The 25685-nt window shown below is 70.2% G+C and carries 29 protein-coding genes; 15 read left to right on the top strand and 14 right to left on the bottom strand.

Annotated features, from left to right (window positions below; all coding sequences use genetic code 11):
* The first annotated feature begins 237 nt into the window (after positions 1-237).
* Positions 238-1062 (top strand): aldo/keto reductase, encoded by an 825-nt coding sequence (locus M2351_RS01580; RefSeq protein ID WP_319801862.1) that lies wholly within the window; start codon positions 238-240, stop codon positions 1060-1062.
* Positions 1063-1172: 110 nt separating this feature from the next.
* Here the strand turns inward: M2351_RS01580 and M2351_RS01575 are convergent, their stop codons facing one another.
* From M2351_RS01575 to M2351_RS01560, 4 genes are all read right to left on the bottom strand, one after another.
* Positions 1173-1859 carry a hypothetical protein gene (locus M2351_RS01575; RefSeq protein ID WP_264654414.1) on the bottom strand — a complete coding sequence of 229 codons (687 nt, stop codon included), beginning with the start codon at positions 1857-1859 and terminating at the stop codon, positions 1173-1175.
* Positions 1860-2010: 151 nt separating this feature from the next.
* Complete coding sequence (locus M2351_RS01570; RefSeq protein ID WP_264654413.1) at positions 2011-2457, bottom strand: periplasmic heavy metal sensor; 447 nt, start codon at positions 2455-2457, stop codon at positions 2011-2013.
* Positions 2454-2933, bottom strand: a complete 480-nt coding sequence (locus M2351_RS01565) for a hypothetical protein (RefSeq protein WP_264654412.1) — start codon at positions 2931-2933, stop codon at positions 2454-2456. Before M2351_RS01565 ends, M2351_RS01570 begins: the two co-directional genes overlap by 4 nt.
* Entirely contained in the window at positions 2930-3541 is a 612-nt protein-coding gene (locus tag M2351_RS01560; RefSeq protein ID WP_264654411.1) for an RNA polymerase sigma factor, read from the bottom strand. The genes M2351_RS01565 and M2351_RS01560 overlap by 4 nt, the downstream gene beginning before the upstream one ends.
* A gap of 332 nt (positions 3542-3873) precedes the next feature.
* Here M2351_RS01560 and M2351_RS01555 point away from each other — a divergent pair, with 332 nt between their 5' ends.
* From M2351_RS01555 to M2351_RS01545, 3 genes are all read left to right on the top strand, one after another.
* Entirely contained in the window at positions 3874-4893 is a 1020-nt protein-coding gene (locus M2351_RS01555) for an amidoligase family protein (protein WP_264654410.1), read from the top strand.
* A 12-nt stretch (positions 4894-4905) separates the two neighbouring features.
* A complete protein-coding gene (locus M2351_RS01550) occupies positions 4906-5640 on the top strand; it encodes a gamma-glutamyl-gamma-aminobutyrate hydrolase family protein (RefSeq protein WP_264654409.1) in 735 nt (244 codons plus the stop codon).
* Between the two features lie 192 nt (positions 5641-5832).
* A complete protein-coding gene (locus M2351_RS01545) occupies positions 5833-8118 on the top strand; it encodes an ATP-binding protein (RefSeq protein ID WP_264654408.1) in 2286 nt (761 codons plus the stop codon).
* A gap of 62 nt (positions 8119-8180) precedes the next feature.
* Here the strand turns inward: M2351_RS01545 and M2351_RS01540 are convergent, their stop codons facing one another.
* Both M2351_RS01540 and M2351_RS01535 read right to left on the bottom strand, forming a co-directional pair.
* Positions 8181-8582 (bottom strand): hypothetical protein, encoded by a 402-nt coding sequence (locus M2351_RS01540; protein ID WP_264654407.1) that lies wholly within the window; start codon positions 8580-8582, stop codon positions 8181-8183.
* Positions 8583-8841: 259 nt separating this feature from the next.
* Positions 8842-10149: a methyl-accepting chemotaxis protein gene (locus M2351_RS01535; protein WP_264654406.1), complete on the bottom strand. Its 1308-nt coding sequence runs from the start codon at positions 10147-10149 to the stop codon at positions 8842-8844.
* A gap of 246 nt (positions 10150-10395) precedes the next feature.
* Between M2351_RS01535 and M2351_RS01530 the strand changes: the two genes are divergently transcribed.
* Positions 10396-12264 (top strand): ABC transporter ATP-binding protein, encoded by a 1869-nt coding sequence (locus M2351_RS01530; RefSeq protein WP_264654405.1) that lies wholly within the window; start codon positions 10396-10398, stop codon positions 12262-12264.
* Positions 12265-12329: 65 nt separating this feature from the next.
* Positions 12330-12818: a pyrimidine dimer DNA glycosylase/endonuclease V gene (locus M2351_RS01525; protein ID WP_264654404.1), complete on the top strand. Its 489-nt coding sequence runs from the start codon at positions 12330-12332 to the stop codon at positions 12816-12818.
* Positions 12819-12928: 110 nt separating this feature from the next.
* Here M2351_RS01525 and M2351_RS01520 read toward each other — a convergent pair whose 3' ends face one another.
* The 3 genes from M2351_RS01520 to M2351_RS01510 all read right to left on the bottom strand — a co-directional run bounded on the left by M2351_RS01520 (position 12929) and on the right by M2351_RS01510 (position 14919).
* On the bottom strand, positions 12929-13720 hold the full coding sequence (locus M2351_RS01520; protein ID WP_264654403.1) for an OmpA family protein: 792 nt from the start codon (positions 13718-13720) through the stop codon (positions 12929-12931).
* Complete coding sequence (locus tag M2351_RS01515) at positions 13717-14178, bottom strand: DUF4398 domain-containing protein (protein ID WP_264654402.1); 462 nt, start codon at positions 14176-14178, stop codon at positions 13717-13719. The genes M2351_RS01520 and M2351_RS01515 overlap by 4 nt, the downstream gene beginning before the upstream one ends.
* Positions 14179-14298: 120 nt before the next feature.
* Complete coding sequence (locus tag M2351_RS01510) at positions 14299-14919, bottom strand: DedA family protein (protein WP_264654401.1); 621 nt, start codon at positions 14917-14919, stop codon at positions 14299-14301.
* A gap of 164 nt (positions 14920-15083) precedes the next feature.
* Here M2351_RS01510 and M2351_RS01505 point away from each other — a divergent pair, with 164 nt between their 5' ends.
* Together M2351_RS01505 and M2351_RS01500 are read left to right on the top strand one after the other, a co-directional pair.
* Complete coding sequence (locus M2351_RS01505; RefSeq protein WP_264654400.1) at positions 15084-15938, top strand: DUF1003 domain-containing protein; 855 nt, start codon at positions 15084-15086, stop codon at positions 15936-15938.
* Between the two features lie 77 nt (positions 15939-16015).
* Entirely contained in the window at positions 16016-16681 is a 666-nt protein-coding gene (locus tag M2351_RS01500; protein WP_264654399.1) for an NnrU family protein, read from the top strand.
* Here the strand turns inward: M2351_RS01500 and M2351_RS01495 are convergent.
* Positions 16669-17151: an ATP-binding protein gene (locus tag M2351_RS01495; RefSeq protein ID WP_264654398.1), complete on the bottom strand. Its 483-nt coding sequence runs from the start codon at positions 17149-17151 to the stop codon at positions 16669-16671. The two genes, M2351_RS01500 and M2351_RS01495, sit on opposite strands and share 13 nt — an antisense overlap.
* Positions 17152-17237: 86 nt before the next feature.
* Between M2351_RS01495 and M2351_RS01490 the strand changes: the two genes are divergently transcribed.
* On the top strand, positions 17238-17672 hold the full coding sequence (locus tag M2351_RS01490; RefSeq protein WP_264654397.1) for a CBS domain-containing protein: 435 nt from the start codon (positions 17238-17240) through the stop codon (positions 17670-17672).
* A 16-nt stretch (positions 17673-17688) separates the two neighbouring features.
* A complete protein-coding gene (locus M2351_RS01485) occupies positions 17689-17970 on the top strand; it encodes a DUF2934 domain-containing protein (protein ID WP_264654396.1) in 282 nt (93 codons plus the stop codon).
* Positions 17971-18158: 188 nt separating this feature from the next.
* Here the strand turns inward: M2351_RS01485 and M2351_RS44900 are convergent, their stop codons facing one another.
* The 3 genes from M2351_RS44900 to M2351_RS01465 form a co-directional block, all read right to left on the bottom strand.
* Entirely contained in the window at positions 18159-18905 is a 747-nt protein-coding gene (locus M2351_RS44900) for a cold-shock protein (RefSeq protein ID WP_319801861.1), read from the bottom strand.
* 142 nt (positions 18906-19047) lie between these two features.
* The gene (locus tag M2351_RS01470) at positions 19048-19278 is read right to left on the bottom strand and encodes a hypothetical protein (RefSeq protein ID WP_264654395.1); all 231 of its coding nucleotides are present in this window, start codon (positions 19276-19278) and stop codon (positions 19048-19050) included.
* The gene (locus M2351_RS01465) at positions 19278-19859 is read right to left on the bottom strand and encodes a hypothetical protein (protein ID WP_264654394.1); all 582 of its coding nucleotides are present in this window, start codon (positions 19857-19859) and stop codon (positions 19278-19280) included. The genes M2351_RS01470 and M2351_RS01465 overlap by 1 nt, the downstream gene beginning before the upstream one ends.
* Positions 19860-20051: 192 nt before the next feature.
* Here M2351_RS01465 and M2351_RS01460 point away from each other — a divergent pair, with 192 nt between their 5' ends.
* The 5 genes from M2351_RS01460 (at position 20052) to M2351_RS01440 (ending at position 24934) form a co-directional block, all read left to right on the top strand.
* Positions 20052-22148: a carbon starvation CstA family protein gene (locus M2351_RS01460; protein ID WP_264654393.1), complete on the top strand. Its 2097-nt coding sequence runs from the start codon at positions 20052-20054 to the stop codon at positions 22146-22148.
* On the top strand, positions 22141-22335 hold the full coding sequence (locus M2351_RS01455; protein ID WP_264654392.1) for a YbdD/YjiX family protein: 195 nt from the start codon (positions 22141-22143) through the stop codon (positions 22333-22335). Before M2351_RS01460 ends, M2351_RS01455 begins: the two co-directional genes overlap by 8 nt.
* A gap of 28 nt (positions 22336-22363) precedes the next feature.
* On the top strand, positions 22364-23125 hold the full coding sequence (locus M2351_RS01450) for a nucleotidyltransferase family protein (RefSeq protein ID WP_264654391.1): 762 nt from the start codon (positions 22364-22366) through the stop codon (positions 23123-23125).
* Positions 23118-23834: a metallophosphoesterase family protein gene (locus M2351_RS01445; RefSeq protein ID WP_264654390.1), complete on the top strand. Its 717-nt coding sequence runs from the start codon at positions 23118-23120 to the stop codon at positions 23832-23834. Before M2351_RS01450 ends, M2351_RS01445 begins: the two co-directional genes overlap by 8 nt.
* A gap of 209 nt (positions 23835-24043) precedes the next feature.
* Positions 24044-24934 (top strand): DMT family transporter, encoded by an 891-nt coding sequence (locus M2351_RS01440; RefSeq protein ID WP_264654389.1) that lies wholly within the window; start codon positions 24044-24046, stop codon positions 24932-24934.
* Between the two features lie 3 nt (positions 24935-24937).
* Here M2351_RS01440 and maiA read toward each other — a convergent pair whose 3' ends face one another.
* Positions 24938-25576, bottom strand: a complete 639-nt coding sequence (gene maiA / locus M2351_RS01435; RefSeq protein WP_264654388.1) for a maleylacetoacetate isomerase — start codon at positions 25574-25576, stop codon at positions 24938-24940.
* Positions 25577-25685: the final 109 nt, after the last annotated feature.

Raw genomic sequence — 25685 nt, 5'->3', positions numbered from 1 at the left:
CTCCCCTTGGGGCAGAGCAACCGGCCTTCGATCCTCGGCCGTCATACCTCCGCCGACCATTGGGATACCGCCATCATGGTTAAATCCCAGTTAATCGCTCTGGAAAATTTCCGGAAAAGACTGACATTGCCGTCGAAGCACCCCGCGAATACGGGGTATCTCCTTGGTATTTTCAGGACAGTTGTTTTCCGTTTTACCTAAAATGCCGAATTTCTAGCTGTCCGAAAGAGGTAGAGGATGATGAAAACTCTCACACACCTTGGCACCCGCATACCCGCCCTGGGACTCGGCACATGGCAGCTGTCCGGGTCCGTCTGCGCCCGGGTGGTGCGGAGCGCGCTCGACCTCGGCTATCGGCACATCGACACCGCCCAGGCCTATGGCAACGAGGCGGAGGTTGGAACGGCCATCGCCGAATCCGGCATTCCCCGCGACCAGTTGTTCCTGACCACCAAGCTGTGGATGGACCGGCTGACCGGCGGCGAGGTCGAACGGTCGACGGAAGAAAGTCTGCGGCGCCTGCGCAGCGACTGTGTGGACCTGCTGCTCATCCATTGGCCGAACCCGCGCGTGCCGCTGGCCGAAACGCTGGGCGCCATGGCGGCGCTGCGGAAGTCCGGCAAGGTGCGCCGCATCGGCGTCAGCAACTTCCCCGTTGCCCTGCTCCGCCACGCGGTGGAGGAGGTCGGGGCGGAGATTTTCTGCAACCAGGTGGAATACCACCCGCTGCTGTCGCAGGCCCCGGTCCTGGATTACCTGCGCCCGCGCGGGATGCTTCTGGTCGCGTACAGCCCGCTGGCCCACGGCCAGGTCCTGGCCAACGCCGAAGTGCGGCGCATCGCCGCCAAGCACGGCGCGACCCCGGCCCAGGTGGCCCTCGCCTGGCTGCTCGGCCAGGATGGCGTGGCGGCCATCCCGAAGGCCGGCAGCACGGAACACCTGCGCGACAACCAGGCGGCGCTGGACCTGGATCTGGACCCGGCCGACCGCGCCGCGCTGGACCGGCTGGCCGGCCACACCCGCACCGTGGCGCCGAGCTGGTCGCCCAATTGGGATACGTGAGAGACCTAGTTCTCAAGCCGGCCGGGCCTTCCGCCGCGGATGGGCCGGCGAAAGGCCACGAGACCCGGCCATACCGTCGCGCGTACGGCCCGTTCAGGCGTACAGTTGCGTCACGCGTACAGGTCCACGCCCTGCGACCCGCGCGGGGCCATGGAGGAAAAAGCCTTCTGCGCGCCCGACAGGTCGCCGGACTGCAACGCGGTGCTCAGGCTGCTCAGCATCGTCTTGAACAGATCCTGGGGCGAGCTGGCGGTCGACGTGGACGAGGTGCTGGAGTTGCTGGAATCGCTGTCGGTGCCGAGCAGCTGCGCCAGCGAGGAGAAGCTGTCCTGTGCGGCCGACAGGTCGCCGGATTGCAGCGACTGCGCCAAGCTGCCCATCGCGCTCTTCACCTCGTCGGGCGGACCGCCCTGGCCGCCGTCGGGCGGCGGGCCCATGGGACGGCCACCACCGCCGGGCCCACCCGGACCGCCGCGCCCCTTCGGGCCGTTCGCCTCGAAGGCTTGCTGGACCTGCGACACGTCGCCGGTCTTCAGCGCCTCGCCGACGGCGGACAGCATCTTGGACAACGGGTCCTTGGACTCCAACGTGCCGCTGGTGGCGCTGGTGGACGAGGACTGCTTGCTGCTCGCCAGCTTGGACAGCGAGTCGTAAGCGCCCTGGACGGACTCCAGGTCGCCGGACTCGATCGCCTTCTTCAGCTGGTTGACGCCTTCGCGGATTTCCTTGCCCGGCCCCTGCGGCCGCTGCTGGGCCACGCCGCCGACCGAGGATGAGGTCACGCTGGAAATGGACATGTCGTTCTCCTTCGTCCGCGCCGCCGCTCCTCCACGACGTTGGTGGTATGCGGCCTGAACGGGTTGCTTCCGAAGGGTTAGACGCGGCGCTCCGGCGACTCCTGCGCGATTTTCCCAAAATTTGTTCGATCATGCTTCGGGCTGGCCGCGTTCAGCGCGGACCACGCCCTTCCGGCCGGAAGTTGGCGAGGCGATGCCGCCCTTCCGCCGACATGGCCGACACCGCGGCGATCACCGCCTGCTGCAACGTCTCGCGCGACTGCATCTCCGCCCGGTCGTGGTCGGCGAACAGGGATGCCAGCGCCTTCGGGTCGAAGGGCTCCGCGGCGATAGCCGCCTGGAGCTGGTGGGGAAAGGCGTCGCGCCGCCGGTGGTCGGCGGCCAGGGCCTCGCGGTGGTCGGCGAGCGCCCGGCGCAGGATGGCCGCGTCGGCGTCCGGCAGGGTCGAGGCCATGTGCTCGATGAAGCGGTCGGGCGGCGGGGGCGGGCCGCCGGGATGGTGGTGGCGCGCAAGGACGAACCCGCCCAGGAACAGGTTCAATCCCAGGGATCCGACCAGGGCGATCGGCATCCAGCGGCGGCGCAGCACAGCAATCATGGATTCCACGCAAGGAGATAAGGCTCGGGCGCGACGAGGCTGGCGATGCCGGCCGAAGTCGTCGACGTCGGTTGCATGTAGTTGTCGGCCCCGGCCAGCGTGCCCATCACCGCCATGCCGGCGAGAAAGGCCGCCGCGGGCCAGAAGCCCCGCGGCCGAGCCCTGTGGAGCGCCGCGGCCGGCGGTTGGGGAAGCCCGGTTGCGGCGTTCCCCGCCTCGCGGTCGATCCGGTCGCCGATGGCGCCGAGCAGGCGTTCCACTTGGGCATCGTCCACCTGCGGCGCGCCCAGCGCGATCCACGCATCCAGGACGCGGGCCTGCGCCAGGACACGGCGCGCCTCATCCGACCCGTCGAGCAGGGCTTCGGCGGCAGCGCGCTCCGCGGCCGGCCAGCGCGCGAGGTCGGCGCCGCACACGTCCGCCAGATGGCGAAAGCGCGCGATGGTCATCTCTGGCGTCTTTCCGGACGGGTTCATGGCTTGCCCTCGTCGAATCCCTTATTGGGTCCCCTATCGGGTCCAGTGTCGGCTGGGCCGATCAGGGGGCGCAGCGTCTCGCGCAGCACGCGCCGGGCCCTGACCAGCAAACTCTCCATCGCGGAGACCGAAACATCCAGAACCTTCGCCGCCTCGGCGCAGGTCAATTCCTCATACACGCACAGGCTGAGCGCCGCACGCTGCCGCTCGGGCAAGGCGGCGATGGCGCCGTCCACCCATTTGGCGAGCTGCCGTTCCTCCACCGTGGCCTGCGCGTCGGGCAGGGCCGAGGGGATCTCGGCCGCCGCCTCCAGCGGGTCGAAGCCGCGCCGGCGCCGGTAGGTCAGCGCCCGGTTGACGACGATCCGGTACAGCCAGGTGGTGAAGCGCGCCTGGTCGCCCCGCCAGCGGTCGGCGTGGCGCCAGACCTGCAGGAAGGCGTCCTGCACGACCTCCTCGGCGTCCTGCGCGTTGCCGGCGATGCGCATCGCCAAGCCCAGGCTCCGTTTCAGGTGACGGCGGGAGAGGACGTTGAAGGCGGCGCGGTTTCCCGCCGCAACCTCCGCCATCAGCTCTTCGTCGCTCGGCTCCGCGGGATCGCCGGCCACGACGTCTCCACCCCCGTCTCGCTTTCCGATCAGTCCCAAACGCCCCCAAACCTCCAGATGACGGATGCGCCTCCCCGCGCGGCGCGCCCGGTCCGCCCCGCCGTTTCGCGGGGTGAGGGCGTCTCCAGCCGTCCACGTACCCTTATACACGGCATGCCCCCACGCTCCTGCGCGGCACCCGGCATTTTTTTCCGGGCATCGTTTCCGGGCATCGTTTCCGGGCATCGTTTCCGGGCATCGTTTCCGGGCATTGTTCCCGGGCACCCGTTTCTTGGGGGCTCGCCGAAGGGTGCCTGGAACCGGGGCCGGGGCCGGTGTGTTGAACGGGCGCCATGAACACAGCTTTCCAGATGCCCCCGCTCCGCACCGCGTCCGACGGCTCCCCGCGCCAAGTGGGCGTGGAGGTGGAGTTCGCCGACCTCGACGCCCCTTCCGCCGCCGCCGTGGTGCGCGACCTGTACGGGGGCACGATGGCGATGGAGGACCCGCACCGCTGCCGCGTGACCGGCACCCGGCTGGGCGACTTCACGGTGGAGTTGGACATGCGCTCCGCCCATCCGGAGAAGAAGGCGGACGACGCCGGGACGGGCGACGGCGCGGCAGGGGCATCCGTTGGATCGGTGGTGGGCAAGGTGGCCGACACCGTGGTCGAGACGCTCCGCCCGCTGTGGGGCAACATCGGCAGCCTCGTCATGCCGTTCGAGATCGCCGCCCCGCCAATCCCCTTCGACCGGCTGGGCGAGCTGGAGGCGCTGTTCACCACGCTGCGCGACCGCGGCGCGTCGGGGACGGAGGCGAGCCCGCTGTTCGCCTTCGGCCTGCACTTCAACCCGCAGGTGGCGCGCGACGATGGCGACTACGTGCTCGACCATCTGAAGGCCTTCCTGGTGCTGTCCCCCTGGCTGCGCAGCGAGATCCGCGTCGATCCGACGCGCCGGCTGACCGGCTTCATCGCCGCCTTTCCGACCGACTACGCCGTGAAGGTCGTCGATCCCGCCTACCGGCCGGATCTGGACGGGCTGATCGCCGACTACCTGGAATCCAACCCGACCCGCAACCGCGAGCTGGACCTGTTCCCGCTGTTCGCGCACCTGCGGCCCGACCTTCTGTTCGCCAAGGTGCAGGATCCGCACGTCCGCCCGCGCCCGACCTTCCATTACCGCCTGCCGAACGCGCGGCTTGGCGACCCCGACTGGCGGCTGGCGCAGGACTGGAACCGCTGGGTGGCGGTGGAGGAACTGGCGGCCGACCGCGACCGGCTCGACCGGCTGGGTACCGACTACCGGTCCTTCGCCGCGCGCCGGGCGCTCGACGATTGGGCGGCCGAGGCCGGCCGGCGGATCGCCGGATAGGGGGGCTTTCGCATGCCCATGGCCGCCTTCCTCCCCACCGCGTCCGGCCGATCCGGGCGCCCGCTGATCGGGGTCACCGCCTCGGTGCACGGCAGCCGCATCGCCTGGTGGGCGAACCACCTGGCCCTGCGCCGCGCCGGCGCGCGGGCGGTGCGCATCACGGCGCGCAGCCCCTTCCCCATCGACCGGCTCGACGGGCTGGTGGTCGGCGGCGGCGACGACATCGACGCGACCCTCTATGGGGAAACCGCCCGCCCGCACATCCGCATCGATCCGGAACGCGACCGGCTGGAGCTGAACGCGCTGGACTGCGCCGCCCGGCGGGACCTGCCGGTGCTGGGCATCTGCCGCGGCTCGCAGATGATCAACGTGCACCGCGGCGGCTCGCTGCACACGGACATCCACGAGATCTACCTGGAGGCGCCGCGGCTGCGCACCGTGCTGCCGCGCAAGCGCATCCGAATCGAACCGGACAGCGGCCTCTACCGCATCCTGGGCATCGCCGAATGCCGGGTGAACGCCCTGCACCACCAAGCGGTGGACCGGCTGGGCGAGGGCCTGCGCGTCGTGGCGCGGGAGACGGCGGGAGTCGTGCAGGGCATCGAGGCGGCGGCGCACCCCTTCCTGATCGGCGTGCAGTGGCATCCCGAATACTTGGTCGCCGACGACCGCCAGCAGGCCCTGTTCCGCACGCTGGTCGCCGCCGCGGCCGGCGAGTCCACGGTGATCGCGGCCGCCACCGCCTGAGCCACCATCTGAGCCGCGGTCCGATCCGAATCCGGTCCATTCCCGCCGCGACCGCCATTTCCAGGACGCGCATAACCGATTATTCTCGGTGACGGTTCGTAGCGAGGCCGGGGGCGTTTGCGTGACAGGTTCCGCGTGACGGAGGGACGGTTCGAACCGCCGGCCGGGTCCGTTGGACGCCGGGGCGGGCGCTTGCGCCTTCACACCATCTCCATGCTGACCGCGCTGGCGACCGGCGCGCTGATGATCGGGCTCGTCCTGGCGGTCGGCGGAGCCTTCCAGCGCGTGCTCGACCTCGCGGGCGAGGCGGAGGACGCCATCGTGCCGCGCATCACCCGCCAGCAGGAATACGCCGTCTTCGCCGCCCGCATGGGCCAGTTGGCGGAGGCCGTGCTGCGGTCCCACGCCGCGCAGGACCGCGCCCGCGCGTTCGACGAGGCGCAGGCGCTGGCCAACCGCTTCGCGACGGCGACCGACCCGGTCCTGCAAAGCCGGCTGGACCAAGCGCTCCAGGCCGTGCGGCGGACCGCCGACCGGGCCAACGGCATCGACGCCAAGGCCGCCGCCGTGGCCCGGCTGCGCGCGCGGGGAAGCGAGGCCTACCGGCGACTGCTGCACGCCGGCGCGCCGCTGTCGGTGCAGGAACCGGTCTTCCACATGCTGGAGGTGATGGGCGACGCGGCGGTCACGCCCGACGCCGCGCGGGTGGACGAGTTGAACCAGCGTTTCCGCTCCCACGCCGTCGCGGTGCTGGAGGCGCTGCCGCGGCTGCGCCCGGACGACCGGGAGCCCCTGCTTTCCATCGGGCCGGAGCTGGAGGCGCTGAGCGGCGTGTTCGCGCTGCGGCGGGAGATGCTGTCCGACCAGGCGATGATGGGCCTGGACACGGAGATTGCGCACGGCGTCCTGAACGACCTGTCGGAAGGGCTGACCGCCGACGCCGCCACCGGCACCCAGCGCATGGCGGAGACGCTGACCTCCCAGGCGGAAAGCGGGCTGCTGATCGTCGTCATCGGGCTTGGCGCGGCGTCGGCGGTGCAGCTGCTTCTCTACTTGCTGCTGCGCGTCCATGTGGTCCGCCCGATCCGGCAGGCGTCCGCGGCGCTCGCCCACGTGCAGCGGGAACGCCGGGCGGTGCGGCTGAAGCCCGCCCTGTTCGCGGAGCTTCAGGCCATCGCCACCAGCGTGGAGCGCTTCGGCGAGGCGCTGGTGGAGACGCACGAATACGCGGCGGCTCTGAAGGCGGGGGAGGAGCGGATGCGCGCCATCCTGGCCGCCTCGCCCTTCCCCATCGTCATCGCGCGGGTGACCGACGGATCCGTCCTGTATTTCAACCCGCAGGCGGAGACGCTGTTCGGCACCCACGGCGCGCGGCTGACGCTGACCCGCGACGCGCGCTTCTTCGTCCACCCGCCGGACGCCGACCGGCTCGCCCACATGGTGGCGGAGCGTGGTGCCGTGGGCGACCTGGAGGTGCGCATGCGCACCGCCGACGGCCGGCCCTTCTGGGCGATGATTTCCGCCGTGGAGATCCGCGACGAGGACGAGGCGGCCATCCTGGTCGCCGTCAACGACATCACCTTCCGCAAGCGGTCGGAAGAGGAGACGGAGGCCGCCAAGCAGCGCGCCGAGCGCGCGCTGCTTGAGCTGCGGGAGACCCAGCGGAACCTGATCCAGGCGGAGAAGATGGCCTCGCTGGGCGCGCTGGTCGCCGGCGTCGCGCACGAGGTGAACACCCCCGTGGGCATCGCGCTGACCGGCATCACGCATCTGGCCGACCAGACCCGCCGCATCGCCCGCGGTGCGGAGGAGAACACGCTGCGCCGCGCCGACTTCACCGGCTACCTCACCATGGCGACGGAGGCCTGCCGCCTGATCGAGGGCAACCTGAACCGCGCCGTGGAGCTGATCCAGAGCTTCAAGCAGACCGCCGTCGACCAGACCAGCGAGGAACGGCGCACCGTCGACCTGCGGCGTTACCTGGACGACGTGCTGGCCAGCCTGCACCCGCGCCTGAAGCAGACGCGCCACCGCGTCGTCGTGGACTGCCCGGAGGGGCTGTCGGTGGACAGCTACCCCGGCGCGCTGTTCCAGGCCCTGACGAACCTGATCATGAATGCGGTGACCCACGCCTATCCCGAGGACGCAACCGGGACGCCCAAGGCCGGCACGCTGGCGATCGTCGTCAGCCGGCCCAACGCCGCGGAGGTGGAACTGCGCTTCTCCGACGACGGCTGCGGCATCCCGCCGGCCCATCTGGGGCGCATCTTCGACCCCTTCTTCACCACCCAGCGCGGCAAGGGCGGCAGCGGCCTCGGCCTGCACATCGTCTACAACATCGTGAACACGCGCCTGAAGGGCTCCATCCGGGTGGAGAGCGAGGTCGGCCGCGGCACCAGCTTCGTCCTGCGCTTCCCCGTGACGGTCGCCGCCGAGGCGGCGGCGGAGCGGACGCCGGAACCGGCCACCCTTTCCTGAACGTGAAAAGAGCGCGCCGGACGACCGGCGCGCTCTTTTCAAAAGCCATCTTCGCGTGCCGCTTACTGGCCGCCGCCGCTGCTGCCGCCCTGGTCGGGGCCGCAGTTCGGCGTGCCCGGCGGGCAGTGGGTGCCGGTCGCGGTCTGGTTGTCGCGCGGAACGGTGCTGCTGGTCGCGCTGCCGAGACCGCCCGGCGCGGTGGTCTGGCCGGCCCAGCCCGAGGAGCCGGACATGCCCGCCGACCCCGAGGAAGTGCCGGAATAAGTGCCCGACGATCCCGAGGTGCCGGGAGCCATGGTGCCGGGCGCCACGGTGCCGGGGCCGGAGGTGGTCGAGCCGGCGGACGGCGAGGTCGTGGTGCTGGGAACGGTCGGGCTCGTCATCGTGCCGGTGCTGGTCTGGGCCAGGGCCGTGCCGGTCATCAGGGCAACCGCCGAAGCGGCACCGATCAACAGGGTACGCATCCTCATCGCTCCATCTGGTGGTGGCGCCGTTTTCTGGAGGCGCCTTTTCCACGGGGGGCCATGGACCTTAGCAATTGCCATCGGCCATGGACGGAACGGCGGCGCGCGGCGCGGCCGTTTCCCGGCGGCGAACGGGACGGCCCAACCGTCCCGACGCGGGAGCCGAGCCCCCTTTCGCCAACCACAACAGGCAGTGAAGGAATTGGTTGCGCTGGTTTTGCTGGGGCGCTGCACCCAACCTACGCATTCTCCGCGGTGGTCAGGCGCGGGTCGCCAGCTTGCGCAGATCGCGGCCCACCTCCGCCAACCGGTCCAGACCCCGGCTGAGCGCGTCCAACTCCCGCCGCAGACCGTCGGGACCGCCCGGGCCTTGCGCCGCCCTGGACAGCGTGTCGGCCAGCGTATGGGCCAGCGCATTCCCCAGCCGGTCAAGCTCCACCAGCAGGGCGCGTTCCTGGCCGGCGAGGTCGCCCTGCCCGGCGCCGAGATCGCGGAGCCGGTCGGCCAGGGCGGTGAGCAGCTGGTGTTCCGCCTCCACCTTCTCCTGGGCATCCTGCCCGGCGAGCTGCTGGGCGATCGCCTGCTGCATGCGGTCGATGCCCTTCTGGATCACCTGGATCGCCTCGTTGGATTGGCGGGCGAGGTCGCGCACCTCGTTGGCGACGACGCGGAAGCCGTGGCCGTACTCGCCGGCGCGGGTCGCCTCGATGGCGGCGTTCAGCGCCAGCATGTTGGTCGCCGACATGATGCGGGTGATGGCGCTGACCGACTCCTCAAGCGCGCGGGACTCCGCAATGATCTGCTCGAACCGGGTCAGGTCGGCACCGGATTCGGCCCGGCGACGGTCCAGATGGTCCTGAAGGCCAGCCAGCAGCGCCTGGTTTTCCATGGCGACGCGACGCGCACCGTCGTCGCGGCCGGCGACCGCGTGCCCGCTGTCGCGGATGAGGCCCGTCAGCTCCGCCGCCGACGCTTCGACCGCGGCGATGTGGTCGCGCAGGGACTCCGCCTCCCGCTCGGCCTGTTCCAAGGCGGCGCGGGCGCGGGCGTTGGCCTGCTCCGCCATCGCCGGCACCTCGGCGATGGCCCGCTCGGCCTCCGCCGGAAGCCCTTGCGGGCGCCGGGCAAAGGCAAGCCGCGCCGCGCAGAGGTCGGCGAAGCCATCCAGCGGCCCGCTCACCCCGGAGTCGCGCAGCAGACCGCGCCAGGTTTCCGAATCGCGGTGCAGCGTGGCGAACAGGCGGTTCGCCTCCTCGTTGGTCAGGGTCTCGCCATCGAAGGTCAGGTGCTCGTGCGGGATGAAGTTGAACAGCGACGAGACCATGGTCCGCCGCGTCTCCAGAACCCAATACTGGACGACCATCACCGCGATGATCGTGACGATCATGCCGAGCGCCGCGGCTGGCCCCTCCGGCACGCCGAAGCGGTGCAGCATGGCGTTCCACAAGGGATTCAGCGACACCACCACGACGAACACCGGCAGGCCGATGATGAGGAGAAGCAAAGCCTGCGCCTTCAGGAAACCTCTGCCGAGCATGGCACCGTCACCGCCCTGTTCCGTCGTCATGCCGAATCCCTGCGCAACCCACCGGACGCGCCGGCCCGCCACTGTTCGCGCACTGTAAACCCACACCAGGAAAAAGGTAAAGAGAACATTGCATTTTGTTGAAGTCCCACACGATCTTGGTGCCCCCACCGAGGCCCGGAATTGACACAGTCGGTCGGATTTACGGTAAATTTCGATTAACCATTACGCCCCTAGCCTTGGCCGCCCATCCACGGACAGACCAGACGGGCAAAGGGGCCATCCCCCATGAGCAATTCCGCCATCACCCCGGTCAACACCGCCGCAACCGCCGGTTCCTCCGGAACATCGGCCGGTGATTCGGCGACGCGGAGCCTCGCCTTGGGGCTGAAGCGGCTGTACGGCACCTTCTGGCGCAACACCGCCGGTTCGCGCGGGCTGCTGGGCGCCTTTCTGACGCTGCTCCTGCTGGCGCAGGTCACACGGCTGGCCATACCCTACCTGTTCGGCGCGGCGGTGAACGCGCTCCAGTCCTCGGGCACGCAGGACCTGGGCATGGCCGGGGAATACATGGCGCTGATGATGGGCGCGGCCGTGCTGGGCTGGGCGATGCACGGGCCCGGCCGGGTGATGGAGCGCTTCGTGGCGCTGCGGGTGCGCGGGCGCTTCGCCGACGCGCTCTACGCGAAGCTGGTCACGCTGCCGCTGGCCTGGCACGACCGCAACCATTCCGGCGAGACGATCCAGCGCATGGCCAAGGCGACCGACGCGCTGTTCGGCTTTTCGCAGCACCAGTTCATCTACCTGCAGAACCTCGTCAACCTGTTGGGGCCCATCGCGGCGCTGGTCTTCATCTCCGCCCTGACCGGCGCTGCGGCGCTGGCCGGCTACGGCGCGCTGGCCCTGCTGCTGGTCTGGTTCGACGGCACCATGGTCCGCCTGCTGAGCGAAGAGAACCGGCGGGAGCGCCACTATTTCGCCGGCCTGTCGGACTGCGTGGGCAACGTCTCCACCGTTCTGACGCTGCGCCTGCAGGCGGCAACCCGCCGCGTGCTGGGCGAGCGGCTGGACCATCTGTTCGAGCCGATCCGCCACCACATCGTCGTCAACGAGGCGAAGTGGTGCGCGGTGGACCTGCTGAACAACGCGCTGCGCTGCGGGCTGGTCGTGCTCTACGCTTGGCTGGCGTGGCGCCAGGGCGGGATGGTGCCGCTGGGCACCGCGGTGATGGTGCACCAGTACGCGCAGCAGATCGGCACGGTCGTCGGCTCCATGGCCACGCACTGGCAGGACCTCGTCCGCCACCAGGCCGACGTCGCCGGGGCCGAGGCGATCCTGACCGCCGAGCCACGCGCCGGCGCCGCCGCCAGCCTGCCGGACGGCTGGCGGACCATCCGCGTGGAGGGCCTGAGCTTCCGCCACGCTGCCCGCCCCGGCGAGTCGCGCCCGCGCCCGGCGCTGAACGGCGTGTCGCTGGACCTGATGCGCGGGCGGCGCATCGCCCTGATCGGCGAGAGCGGGTCGGGGAAGAGCACGCTGCTGCGCGTGCTGGCCGGCCTCTACGCCGCCGACGCCGTGGCCCTGTCGGTGGACGGTGCCGCACGGCCGGACCTGCGCGACCTGTCCTCCGTCACCACGCTGATCCCGCAGGAGCCGCAGATTTTCGACAACACCATCCGCCGGAACATCACCATGGGCGTCGACTACCCGGCGGCCGAGGTGGTGCGGGCCTGCCGGCTGGCGCAGCTGGGCCCGGTGCTGGAGACGCTGCCGGCTGGGCTCGACACGCCGATCAGCGAGGGCGGCGTGAACCTGTCAGGCGGCCAGCGCCAGCGCCTGGCGCTCGCCCGCGGCATCCTGGCCGCGCAAAGCTCCAGCCTCGTCATGCTGGACGAGCCGACGAGCAGCGTCGATCCGGCCACCGAGCTGCGCGTCTACGACGGCCTGCTGGAAGAGTTCCGGGACGGCTGCGTCGTTTCCGCCATTCACCGCCTGCACCTGCTGCCGCGCTTCGACGCGGTGGTGCTGATGGAGGCCGGCGCGGTGGTCGACGTCGGGACGATGGACGAGTTGCTGGCCCGCGAGCCGCGCTTCCAGACGATGTGGCGCAACTACCATGGCGCCACCCAGCAGGGCGCGACCCAGGCGGCGGCATAAAGGCGGATACTATCTCGGGGCGGCCACTGTCCGGACGGCAACGGGCCGCCCATCTTCCGTCCGCCATGAACATCTTCTTCCTCCACCCCGACCCGGCCGAAGCCGCGCGCCTGCATTGCGACAAGCATGTCGGCAAGATGCTGGTGGAAACCGCGCAGATGCTCAGCACCGCGCTGCGGCTGAACGGGTTCGACCTCGGCTACAAGCCGGCCTACGTCAACCACCCGATGACCGTCTGGGTGCGCTCTGGTGCTGCGAACTACGGCTGGGCGCTGGACCTCGCCGACGGGCTGGCGGCGGAGTACACGCACCGCTTCGGCCGCGAGCACAAGACGGCGGGCGTGCTGGAGGAGTTGCGCCACGGCGGCGACTGGACGGCGCGGCTGGGCAAGGGCCGGTCCACGCCGGTGCCGCTGTGCATGCCGGAGCCCTACAAGGTCGCGGGCGACCCGGTCGCCTCCTACCGCAACTTCTACCGCGCGGAGAAGGCCCGGTTCGCCCGCTACACCAACCGCCCCGTCCCGGATTTCATGGAGGGGGCGGCGTTGCCGTGAGATTTCCTTTTCCCCCTCCCTAACCCTCCCCCGCTTCGCGGGAAAGGGGGCTTGATTCCCTCCGCCGCGAAGCGGGGGAGGGTTAGGGAGGGGGCATCACCCCGACAACCTTACGGCCGCGACTGCGCGACCGACCCCGGGTCGGAAATCACCACCTCGACGCGGCGGTTCTGCTGCCGGCCGGCGTCGGTGCTGTTGGAGGCGACCGGCTGCGCCTCGCCCATGCCCTGGGCGACGATGCGGCCGGGGTTCACGCCGCGCGCGGTCAGCGCGTCGCGGACGGCCATGGCGCGGGCCTCCGACAGGCGCAGGTTGGTCGAGGACGAGCCCGTGCTGTCCGTGTAGCCCTCGATCTGCAAGGTGCGATCCGGATACTGCTGGAGGAACTGGGCCAGCCGGTCGATCCGCGTCTGCGCCCCGGCGGTCAGGTTGGCGCTGCCGGTGGCGAACAGCACGTCGCCCAGCGACATGACGATGCCGCGCTCCGTGCGCTGGGCCTGGAGGTCGCGCAGCTGCTGCTCCAGCTCCGCGTTGCGGGATTGCAGGCGGTAGGTGTCGGCGTTGGCGACGACGTTCTGCGCGCCCTTCAGCGCGGCCACGTCCTGCGCGATCTGGACCTGCCGGTTGGCGAGGTAGGCTTGGTGGTCCATCTCCGCCGCGTTGCCGTCGTTGCGCGCGGCCTCGGCCCGGCGCAGCGATTCCTCGGCGCGGCGCAGTTCCAGCGTCGCGTTGCTGGCGACCTGCGGGGTGGCGGCGGCGCTCTCGTAGGTCTGGCGGGCCTGCACCAGCGACGGGCTTTCCGCGGGGGTCGAGCAGGCGGCCAGCGCCACGGCCAGCGCGCCGAGCGACACGGCACCCAAAGATCTGTTCACCGGGGACTTCTTCATCGCGGGCGTCCTCATGGCATGCCTCCCGGCGTGCGCGGCACGCTCCAGTCGGAGGTTCCGCTGGTGGCCGGCGGCAGGGCCGGCGCAGCGGCCGGGGGCATGGCGCCGGTGTTCGTGGTCCGCGGCGCGGCCAGGGTGCGCACGGCGCCGGCCGCTTGCTGCGCGGTGGCGCGCTGGCTGCGGATGGTGGCGAGGTCGGCCTCGACCTGCGCTTCCTCGGCGAGGCGGCGGGCCTTGGTGCGGTCGTCGTTGCGCATGGCGGTGTCCGCGGCGCCCAGCTTCTCGCGGGCGGACTGGTATTCCGCCGGAGCGTACTGCAGGGCGCCGGCCCGTTCGGCGGTCTGCACCGCCTGGGCGGAGGCGCCGAGTTGGGCGGTCGGTGGCGGAACGTCGGCGCAGGCGGCGAGCCCAGCGGCCGCCGCAAGGACGGCGGCGGCGCGCCATCCCAGGGTCGTGATGCGGGTCCGGTTCATCGTTCGAAGGTTTCCTGGTGGGCCGGAAAACCCGGCCGTGGGTTCATTCGCCGGTGCAACGGACCGCAACCCCGGAAAGTTCCGCGTTGAAACCGGGTAGCCGGTTACCGGCCCCACCCGTCACCCGCCGCTGCGCGACAGGCGCACCCCGCGGCGGTGCTTCACCAGCCGCACGACGTAGAGCAGCAGCAGCGTCGCGAACAGCAGCAGCGCCCCCGGCACCATGTAATTGGCCAGCCACGGAAAGCCGGAGCGCACGAGGTAGCCGGTGGTCGCCAGAACCAGCACCCACAAGGTCGATCCGGTGGCGGCGTAGGCCAGGAAGACCGGGATGCGCAGCCCGCAGGCCCCCGCGGGGATGGAGATCAGCGTGCGCAGTCCCGGCAGCGGCTGGCACAGCATCACCGCGAGGCCGCCGCGCCGCGCGAACCACTCCGTCGCCTGGTGCACTTGCTCCGGGCGCACGGTCAGCCAGTGGCCGTAGCGGCGCAGGAAGGCTTCGAACCGCTCCCGGCCCAGCAGATGGGCGGGCAGGTACCAGATCAACTCGCCCGCCGCCGATCCCAGCCCGCCGGCCAGCGCCACCAGCAGCAGGTTGAAGTCGCCGTCCACCGCCCCCATCCCGGCCAGCGGGATCACCGTCTCCGCCGGCACCGGCGGCAGCACACGCGCCAGCACCAGCATCAGGAAGATGCCGGCGTAGCCGAGGTGCTGGACGATGTCGGTGATCCAGTGCGTCATGGCCTTCCCTGAACCGCCGGGAAAGCCGTTCCGTTCCGATCCGGCGGAGCCATGACTGTTAAAAACATGTCATTTTACAACCGTCCGGCCGGTGTCTATCTCCCTTGTCGGCAGGACGTTTGTCAGCAGGACTTTTCTCGGCGGGACGGCGGGAGGGCGGAGCCATGGACAGCAATGAAAACCGGCTCGGCGAACGCGGAGGCCGGGAAGCCGGGCTTCCGGATTCCGCCCCGGAAATCGGTGAAGAGATCGATGCCGAGATCGGCGGCGAACATGACGGCGAAAGCGATGGCGGGGACGGCGCGGCCGACGCGTCCGCCGTGCCGTCCGGCAAGCGCCCGTTGTGCGCCATCAGCGGCAAGCGGCGGCCCAAACGCGATCTCGTCGGCCTCGACGCGCTGCGCCCGGCGCTCGCCGGCCGCATCCTCCAGGATTTTCCCGAGTTGCCGCACGACGCGCTGATCAGCCGGGCCGAGGTTGCGCGCTACCGCGCGGCTTACGTGGCCGATCTGCTCCAGGCCGAGCACGGCGAGTTGACCGAGTTGGACCGCCGCGTCGCCGAGAGCATGGCCACACACGAGACGCTGGCCGAGAACGTCGACGAGGAGTACGAGGACCACCGCACGCTGGGCGAGCGCCTGTCCGACCATCTGGCGAGCTTCGGCGGCAGCTGGGCCTTCCTGACGTCCTTCGCGCTGTTCCTCGGCGTCTGGATGATCATCAACCTGATCCGGGGCGAGGCCAACGCCTTCGATCCCTACCCGTTCATCCTGCTGAACCTGCTGCTGTCCTGCCTCGCCGCCATCCAGGCGCCGATCATCATGATGAGCCAGAAGAGGCAGGAGGCGAAGGACCGGCTGCGGTCGGAGAACGACTACCGCGTCAACCTGAAGGCGGAGCTGGAGATCCGGCACCTGCACGAGAAGATGGACTACCTGATCCAGCGGCAGTGGCAGCGCCTGACCGAGATCCAGCAGCTCCAGCTGGAGATCATGCAGGAGAAGCGGCTGCGGAAGTGACCGGCCGTTTTGCTGGCCGCCACGCTGTTTGATCGCCGTCAAGACGGCGGCGGCCGTTCGGGTGTTTGCTGGGGGCCATGACCGCTGATCTCTCCCTCGCTGCGTTGTTCCTGTTCGCCAGCCACGCCCTGCCCTCCTGGCCGGGGGTGCGGCCTGCGCTGATCGCCCGGATGGGGCGCGGCGGCTTCGTCGCCCTCCATTCGGTGGGCTCAACCCTGGCGCTGCTTCTGTTCGTCTGGGCCTACCGGGAGGCGGCGGGAAGCGCGCTGCTGTTCAGCCCCGCGGGCTGGGCAGCGCCGCTGGTCGTCGCATTGATGCCCGTCGCCTTCCTGCTGGTCGTCGCCCGCGTCACCAGCAAGGCCGGCCATCCGGAGGCCCCCAACCCGCCCACGGGCATTTACCGCATCACCCGCTTTCCCGGCAGTCTGGGCCTGCTGCTGTGGGCGCTGCTGCATTTCCAGGCCACCGGCGACGGCCGGCGCGTGGCCCTGTTCGGCACCATGGCCGCCATCGCGCTGTTCGCCATGGCCAAGAACGACTGGGTTCTGCGCCGCAGCGAGGCCGGTCGCGCCTACCGGGCAGAGACCTCCATCCTGCCCTTCGCCGCCATCCTGGCGGGGCGCCAGCGCCTCGCTCTTGGCGAGATCGGCTGGGTACGCCCGCTGGCCGGCCTCGCCGCCTACGCCGGCATGATCGCCGTCCATCCCCTGCTGTTCGGCATCGACCCGCTCTACTGGCTGTAAACCGTCTCGACCCGGTCGAACTCGTCCGGGGCCGGCGGCACCCAGTCGGCGCGCATCTTGGCGATCAGCCAAGGCGGCACCGCCGGGCCACCAGCCGCCGCCCGGTCCGTCAGGCGCTGCATCAGCACTGCGTCCGGCGCGTCGAACAGGACGCCGACGCGCTCCCACCCCACCGGCACACGGGACAGGACACGGCGACGCGCCTTGGCCGTCACGTTCGTCGCGTCCACCACGACGTCCAACCCGTGGGTGAAGGCGTCGGTCAGGCGGCGCCGGTATTCCTTGTCGATCGCGCGGGAGAAGGCGCGCCACGCCGCGCGGTAGGAGACGCCCTCGGACGCCGCGACCTCCGCCACCACGTCGTCACGGCTGACGGCAACGGCCTGTCCGGCGCGCGCCGCCAGGAAGGCGCTGCGCCAGGTCGTCTTGCCGCTGCCCGGCGGCCCCATCAGCATGTAGACGGTCGGCAAGAGTACCCCCGCTGGCGGCCGGGACTCCGCTTGCGGCCGGCTGTTGAGCCATGGAAACCGCCAAGGGCAAGAGAGGGCGTCATTCCATGAGCATTCGAGACATCATGACCCGCGACGTCCAGGTCGTCGGGCCTGACGAGACCATCCGCAAGGCCGCGCAGCTGATGGACCAGCTGAACGTCGGCGTCCTGCCGGTGTGCGACGGGAAGAAGCTGGTGGGCATGATCACCGACCGCGACATCACCGTGCGCGCCACCTCCGCCGGCATGGCGCCGGACCAGTGCAAGGTGTCCGAGGTGATGACCACGGATCCGCGCTACTGCTACGAGGACGACCCGGTCAACGAGGTCTCCCGCCTGATGGGCAGCCAGCAGATCCGCCGCGTCCCCGTCGTCGACAGCAACAAGCGGCTGGTGGGAATCGTGTCGCTGGGCGACCTCGCCACCGACGCCAAGGACGAGCGCGCGGCGGAAACGGCGTTGGAGAACATCTCGACCCCGTCCGAACCGGACCGGACCTGAGAAGGAGGAGACGGCCATGGAGCACATCATCGGCAAGGACGACCCGCGCATCCGCGAGCGGGCCTACGCCCTGTGGGAGCGGGACGGCCGCCCCGAAGGGCGCCACATCGACCATTGGCAGCAGGCCACCCGCGAAATCGCCGAGGAGGACGCCGCACTGGGCCCCGACGCCGGCATCCAGGTCCCCGACAACGCCAGCGAGCGCACGCTGCGCGAAGCGGCGGAGCATCTGCGCGGCGTCGATGCGCATCCTCATGGCCACGCCCAGGGACGCGCGTCCGCCAAGGACCCGGCGTAGGAGACGGCAACGGGCTGGGCGGGGACGCGGACGTAAGTTCGGCAGTTGCCCCCACCCTAACCCTCCCCCGCCCAGCGGGGGGAGGGAGGGACCCGCGAAGCTCTCGCGCAAGCGTAGCTTGCGCTGACGCGGCAGGCGGACCTTTGGTCCGCCGAGAGCGGGAGGGTGGGGGAAACCGATACCGTCCCTTACGCCTCCTCGACCGACACCGCCTCCGGACCCTTGTCGCCCTGGCGGACGGTGATGCGGACGCGCTGGCCGTCGTTCAGGCCGCGCAGGCCGGAGCGCTCCAGCGCCTTCAGGTGGATGAAGACGTCCTGGCCGCCGTTGTCCTGGGCGATGAAGCCGAAACCCTTGGTGGTGTTGAACCACTTCACGGTGCCGTCAACCTGCGAGGTCGGCCCGCCCGGCGCCGGACGGCGCGCACCGCCGCCGAAACCACCGCGGTCGCCGCCCCGGTTACCACCCCGGTCGTTGAACCCCCGGTCGCCGCCGCGATCATTGAAGCCCCGATCACCCCGGTCGCCGCCCCGATCGCGGAACCCGCGGTCGCCGCCCCGGTCCCCAAAGCCGCGATCACCCCGATCGCCGCTCCGATCACCAAAGGACGGGCGCGGACCCTGCGGGCGGTCGCCCTGCGGACGCGCGGGACGGGAGGGGGCGGCGGTGGAGGTGTCCACCGAGTGCAGGACGCTGACCTGGTTGCCCTTGCGGCCTTCCACCACGTCCACCACGACGGTGGCGCCGTCCGGCAGGGCTTCGAAGCCTGCGGTGCCGACGATGGCGGCGGGGATGAGGGCGTCGGGGGAGCCGTCCTCGAACTTGACGAAGCCGAAGCCCCGGGTCGGATCGTACCACTTCACGGTGGCCTGGACCTGGGTGCCGAGGACGACGGGCTGGCGGTACACGTGCTGGCGCGGCGGTTGACGGTGCATGAGACCCACTGAACTCCAAGAGGCGACGCTGACGCCGGCACGCGATCCGGCGCTCAGCAGAACACATCGCCTGTCCCGCGCGGAATCACAAGACCGCAGGCGGGCCGAAACGCCCGCCCGCGGCCGGTATTCCCAATTTGCTTCAGATGGCCAGCCGATCCGGGGCCGGTGGCGGCTCTTCCGGCGGGACGGGAATGGCGTCCGGCGGATCGCCCATGGGCGGCCGGGACGGGTCCCCGGGTATGTCGGGCGGCACGTCCGGGGGCAGGACGGGCGGCGGAACCGGCATGTCCGGCGTGGGCGGAGCCGGCGGGTGGGGACCGAGTCGCATCGCCCCCTCCACCAGCAGCTTCTCCATCAGTGGCCCTATCATCAGCCGCCCCCGCCCGTGCCGCCCGGCGTGGTCTGCGTCAGCCGCTTGGCCTGGGTCAGGCTTTCCATGCACTGAGCCTCGTCGCCGCGCTTGGCGGCGGAGCGCGCGGCGGTCACCAGAGAGTCCAGCTGGGCGTTCTGCGCCGCCTGGCCCATGGTGCCGCTCGATCCGCTGCCGCCGCCCGGCCCGGCGTTGGGCCGCAGGGCGGGCGCGGTCGGCATGTTGCCGGTGCCCGCGCGCGGCGGCTCGATCACCGCGGTATCCCCAACGGCGGGAGGCGCCACCACACCACCGGATTGGGCCAGCTTCTCCGAACTCGCGGTGCCGGAGTTGGCGCCGGAGCCCCCGCCATCGCTTGTGCTCGGCGACCCGGCGGTCGAACCGGACATGCCCGGTGCGGCCGGCGCGGCGGTCGGCGGCGGCGTGGTGGACAGGCTGTGGTCGGCGGCGAAGCGTTCCACCTGGTCGGCGCAGGATTGGGCCGAGGCGGCCCCGGCGCCGCACAGCGTCAGCCCCGCGGCGGCGAGCACCCCCAGCAGGGCGCGCTGCGGCGCTGTCCTCGTCAGGCGTTTCCCGATCATGGCGCGATTTCTCCATCAGCGGTTCATCCAACTCAACCGTGGCGGAGCCTTTGGGGTTCCCGACAACCGCGAATCGGGCCTTCAGCCGGCCGGCCCAACGTTTTTCGCGCATTCGGCCTTGCGACCGGTGCCATTCCGGCCCGCTGCCCTGTTGAAGGTCCGTTACGGGGTCGTTCGGGAGGGAGGACCACCATGCATGCCGCAAATAGCAAAGCCTGGACCGCGACCAAATGGGCGCTGGTGACGCTGGCGCTGGTGGGCACCACCGGCTTCGTGGCCCTGAACCGGGGGGAGACGATCAACGCCGTCTGGCTCGTCATCGCCTCGGTCTGCGTCTTCCTGATCGCCTACCGCTTCTATAGCCTCTACATCGCGCAGTCCGTGCTGCGGCTGGAGGCCGACCGGGTGACGCCCGCCGTGCGCTACAACGACGGGCTCGACTACGTCCCCACCGACAAGTACGTGCTGTTCGGCCACCATTTCGCGGCCATCGCCGGGGCCGGGCCTCTGGTCGGGCCGGTGCTGGCGGCGCAGATGGGCTGGCTGCCCGGCACCATCTGGATCCTGGCGGGCGTGGTGCTGGCCGGAGCCGTGCAGGACTTCGTGGTTCTGTTCGCCTCCACCCGGCGCGACGGTCGCTCGCTGGGCGACATCGCGCGGATGGAGATGGGGCCGGTGGCCGGCGTGATCGCCATGATCGGCGTGCTGCTGATCATGGTCATCCTGGTCGCCGTGCTGGCCCTGGTCGTGGTCAAGGCGCTGGTCGGCAGCCCGTGGGGCACCTTCACCGTCTTCGCGACGATCCCCATCGCCATGTTCATGGGCGTCTACAGCCGCTTCATCCGGCCGGGCCGAATCGGGGAGATGTCGCTGATCGGCTTCGTCCTGCTGATGGGCAGCATCGTCTTCGGCCAGACGGTGAGCGAGAGCCCGACTCTGGCCCCGCTGTTCACCTATTCCGGCACGGCGCTGGCGCTGATCATCATCGCCTACGGCTTCTGCGCGTCGGTGCTGCCGGTGTGGTTCCTGCTGGCCCCGCGCGACTACCTGTCCACCTTCCTGAAGATCGGGGCCATCGCCGGACTGGCCGTCGGCATCCTGTTCGTCTGGCCGGAACTGAAGATGCCGGCGGTGACGCCCTACATCGACGGCACCGGCCCGGTCTTCTCCGGCGCCTTGTTCCCCTTCCTGTTCATCACCATCGCCTGCGGGTCGGTGTCGGGCTTCCACGCGCTGATCTCGTCCGGCACCACGCCGAAGATGCTGGAGAACGAGACGCAGGCCCGCTTCATCGGCTACGGCGGCATGCTGACGGAATCCTTCGTCGCCATCATGGCGCTGATCGCCGCCTGCATCCTGGAACCGGGCGTCTATTTCGCCATGAACAGCCCACCGGCCCTGATCGGCGCCGATACGGCCCAGGCCGCCCAGACCATCACCGGCTGGGGCTTCGCCATCACGCCGGACGCGCTGGACCAGATCGCCCGCGACGTGGGCGAGCACACCATCCTGTCCCGCGCGGGCGGCGCCCCGACGCTGGCCGTCGGCATGGCGCACATCCTGTCGAGTGCCGTCGGCGGCAAGGCGCTGATGGCCTTCTGGTACCATTTCGCCATTCTGTTCGAGGCGCTGTTCATCCTGACCACGGTGGACGCCGGCACGCGCGTGCTGCGCTTCATGATCCAGGACCTGCTGGGCACGGCCGTTCCGTTCATGCGGCAGACCCACAGCTGGGGCGCCAACCTGATCGCGACGTCGCTGGCCGTGGCCGCCTGGGGCTATTTCCTCTACCAGGGCGTGGTCGACCCGCTGGGCGGCATCAACACGCTGTGGCCGCTGTTCGGCATCGCCAACCAGATGCTGGCGGCCATCGCGCTGATTGTCGTCACCGTGGTGCTGTTCAAGATGAAGCGGCAAGCCGGCGCCTGGGTGACCATCCTGCCGACCGTCTGGCTGCTGGTCTGCACCCTGACCGCCGGCTGGCAGAAGCTGTTCCACCCCGACCCGAAGATCGGTTTCCTGTCGCACGCCGACCGCTTCTCGGCCGCCATAGCGGAGGGAAAGCTGCTGGCTCCCGCCAAGACGGCGGAGGAGATGGGGCGCGTCCTGGTCAACGACTACGTCGACGCCGCGCTGACCGGCCTGTTCATGGCCGTGGTGATCGCGATGGTGATCTTCGGCCTGATCTGGATCCGCCGCGCCATGGCGGAGCCCTACGCCACCGCGCAGGAGGTCACCGGACCGGCCGGTGCCGCCACCGCCCGGCGAGGAGGGATGAGCCATGCATGACGCAATGGATCTGTGGCTCGCCATGCGGCGGACGGCGCGGTTGATGGTCGGCATTCCCGACTACGACAGCTACGTCGCCCACCGGCGCGCGACCCACCCGGACGAGCCGATCATGACCTACGAGGAGTTCTTCCGCTACTGCCAGGACCGCCGCTACGACCCGCGCAACGCGCGCGGCTGTTGCTGAGGAGCGATTGAGAAGGAGTGCTTGCTTGATGGACGAACCCCGCGAGGGCAGTGCAGACGTGAGTCCCGAGGCGGAGGCCTTCTACACGGAAAGCCTGAAGCTGCTGAAGGACTCACGCATCCCCTTCCTGCTGGGCGGCACCTACGCGGTCAGCGCCTACACGGGCATCACCCGGCCGACCAAGGACATCGACATCTTCTGCCGCGGCGGCGACTTCCCGCGCATCCTGGCCTATTTCCAGGACCGCGGCTTCACGACGGAGATCGAGGACGAACGCTGGATCGGCAAGGTCAAGCACGGCGAGCTGTTCTTCGACGTGATCTTCAACTCCGCCGCCGCCATCAACCCGGTCACCGACCGCTGGTTCGAGGAGGACCACCGCGCCATCATCTGCGGCGCCGACGTGCAGCTGACCGCGCCGACGGAAATGGTCTTCTCCAAGTCCTTCGTGCAGATGCGGCACAAGTACGACGGCCCTGACGTCGCGCACATGATCCTGAAGCAGCACGAGCGCATCGACTGGAAACGCCTGCTCGGCCACATGGAGCAGTATTGGGAGGTGCTGCTGATGCACGTCCTGAACTTCCGCTTCATCTACCCGACGGAGCGCGACCACATCCCGGCCTGGCTGTTGCAGGAGCTGCTGGACCGCCTGAACGAGCGCGCCAAGCTGCCCGTGCCGCAGACCCGCATCTGCCGCGGCCGCCTGTACTCGCGCGAGGATTACCTGATCGACGTCACCGAATGGGGGTTCGCCGACGTCGTCGGCGAGGAATCGAAACATGGCTGATGGACAACTCAAGATCGCCGCCATCGGGGACATCCACGTGGGCGAAACCTCCGTCCACCCCTACCGGGAGCTGTTCCGCGAGATCGCCGACCGGGCGGACGTGCTGGTGCTGGCCGGCGACCTGACCAACCACGGCAAGCCGCGCGAGGCGGAGGTGCTGGCCGAGGATCTGCGCGGCATCGGCATCCCCATCGTCGCCGTGCTGGGCAACCACGATTACGAATGCGGCCATGTGGAGGAGCTTCAGCACGTGCTGGAGCAGGCCGGCGTCCGCTTCCTCGATGGCAACCCACAGGAGATCCGTGGCGTCGGCTTCGCAGGGGTGAAGGGCTTCGGCGGCGGCTTCGAGAACCGCATGCTCGACTCCTTCGGCGAGCCGGCCATCAAGCAGTTCGTGCACGAGGCGGTGAACGAGGCCATGCGCCTGGAAAGCGCGCTGCGCCAGCTGGAGACGGAACGGACGATGGTCGTCCTGCACTACGCCCCGATCGCCGAAACGGTGCGGGGCGAGCCGCCGGAGATCTTCCCCTTCCTAGGCTCCTCCCGGCTGGCCGAGACGATCGACCGCTTCCACGTCCAGGCCGTGGTGCACGGCCACGCCCACCACGGCAGCTACGCCGGCAAGACCATGCGCGGCACGCCGGTCTACAACGTCGCCCAGACGATCGAGAAGGAGTCGGGCCGGCCTTATGCGTTGATCGAGGTGTGACCCAGTCCCCTCTCCCCTCTGGGGAGAGGGTTAGGGTGAGGGGGTCTCGCACTGCCTGCGCTTCTGGTCCCCCGAAATCCCCCTCACCCCGACCCTCTCCCCAGAGGGGAGAGGGGGACGGCCATGCGAGTTTCACGCTGGCCTTTGCGTGAATCGCCATCGTAGGGTGCGGCCACCATGCCGCAACTACCCTCCCCCCTCGCCCCATCATGACGATCGCCAACCTTGCCGCGCTCGGCGCCGCGCTCTGCTGGGCCGCGGGCGGGCTGATCGCCATTGGTCCGGTCCGGGCGATCGGGCCGGTCGCCTTCAACCGGCTGCGTATGACCTGCGCTTTCCTCGGCCTGTCCGTCGCCACCACCGCGCTCGGCACATGGCACACGCTGGACCTGAGCGCCGCCGCCATCCTGGCCCTGTCCGGTGCGGTGGGCATCGTCGGCGGCGACACCGCCCTGTTCTGGGCGCTGGGCCGCATCGGTCCCCGCCGCAACTCGGTCATCTACGCGACCAACGCGCCGCTGACGGCGCTGCTCGCCTGGGTCCTGCTGGGGGAGGCAATGGGGCCGTGGACGGCGGTCGGTATCCTGCTGGTGACGGCCGGCGTCATGCTGGCGGTCTTCTTCCGCTCCGGCAACCAGAACCATGATTGGGAAGCGGTGCGCGGGCGGCTGCTGGTCGGCGTCGCAGCCTGCCTCGTCGCGGCCTGCTGTCAGGCGGTGGGCTCGATCATCGCCAAGCCGGTGATGACCGCCGGAACCGACCCGATCGCGGCGGCGGCGGTGCGGGTCGGCACCTCCGGCCTGCTGCTGTTCGCAGGCGGGCTGCTGCCCGGCCAGCGCTTCGGCTTCGGGGCGGAGCTGACGCCGCGGCTGGTCGGTCAGGTGGCGGTCAACAGCTTCATCGGGCTGGGGCTCGGCATGACGCTGCTGCTGATCGGGCTGGCGCACGGCAACGCCGGCATCGTCGCCACCCTGTCGGCGACGAGCCCGGTGCTGATCCTGCCCATGCTGTGGGTCTGGACCCGCCAGCTTCCGGGCGCCGGCGCCTGGGCGGGCGCCGCCGTCGCGGTGCTGGGCGTGGCGCTGATCGTCAATCGGTAGACGCTATTCGGCGTCCGGCTGACGTTCCGGCGCCGCCTCGGCGAAGGCCGGAATGGCCAGACAGGCCTCCTCGATCCGCAGCAGGGTCGGGTAGCCGGACAGGTCACAGCCGAAGCGGCGGGCGTTGTAGAGCTGCGGCACCAGCGTCACGTCGGCGAGCGTCGGCGCGTCGCCGTGGCAGAAGCGCCCGGTCTGCGGTTCCCGCGCCAACTGTGCCTCCAGCGCCGACAGCCCGACGACGATCCAGTGCCGGTACCAGCTGTCCACCTCCGCCTGGAAGTGACCCATGCCGTGCTTCAGGTGCTGAAGAACGCGCAGGTTGTTCAGCGGGTGGATGTCGCAGGCGACCGCCAGCGCCAGCCCGCGCACCCGCGCGCGGTCCAGCGGGCCGGCGGGCAACAGCGGCGGGTTCGGGTGCATCTCGTCCAGATACTCGATTATGGCGAGCGATTGGGTGAGCACCCGCCCGTCCACCTCCAGCGCCGGCACGAGCTTGTGCGGGTTGAGGTCGGCAAAGGGGCCGGCCGCCTGCTCTCCCTTGCGCAGGTGAACGAAGGCCTGTTCTGCCGTGATGCCCTTCAGGTTCAGGGCGATGCGCACGCGGAAGGCGGCGGAGGAGCGGAAGTAGGTGTGGTGCTTCATGATCCCTCCCATGGGGTCCTGGCCTCCAACGCCCGGGAAGCGCGGGCGTCGTGACACAGTTCATGCTATTGTTTCGGCTGTAACGTATCATTTCTCCGCGCGCTCCACG

Source organism: Azospirillum canadense (assembly GCF_025961225.1).
Taxonomy (GTDB): domain Bacteria; phylum Pseudomonadota; class Alphaproteobacteria; order Azospirillales; family Azospirillaceae; genus Azospirillum; species Azospirillum canadense.
The sequence above is the reverse complement of the archived record's forward strand: the minus strand, read 5'-3'. Positions and strand labels throughout refer to the sequence as shown.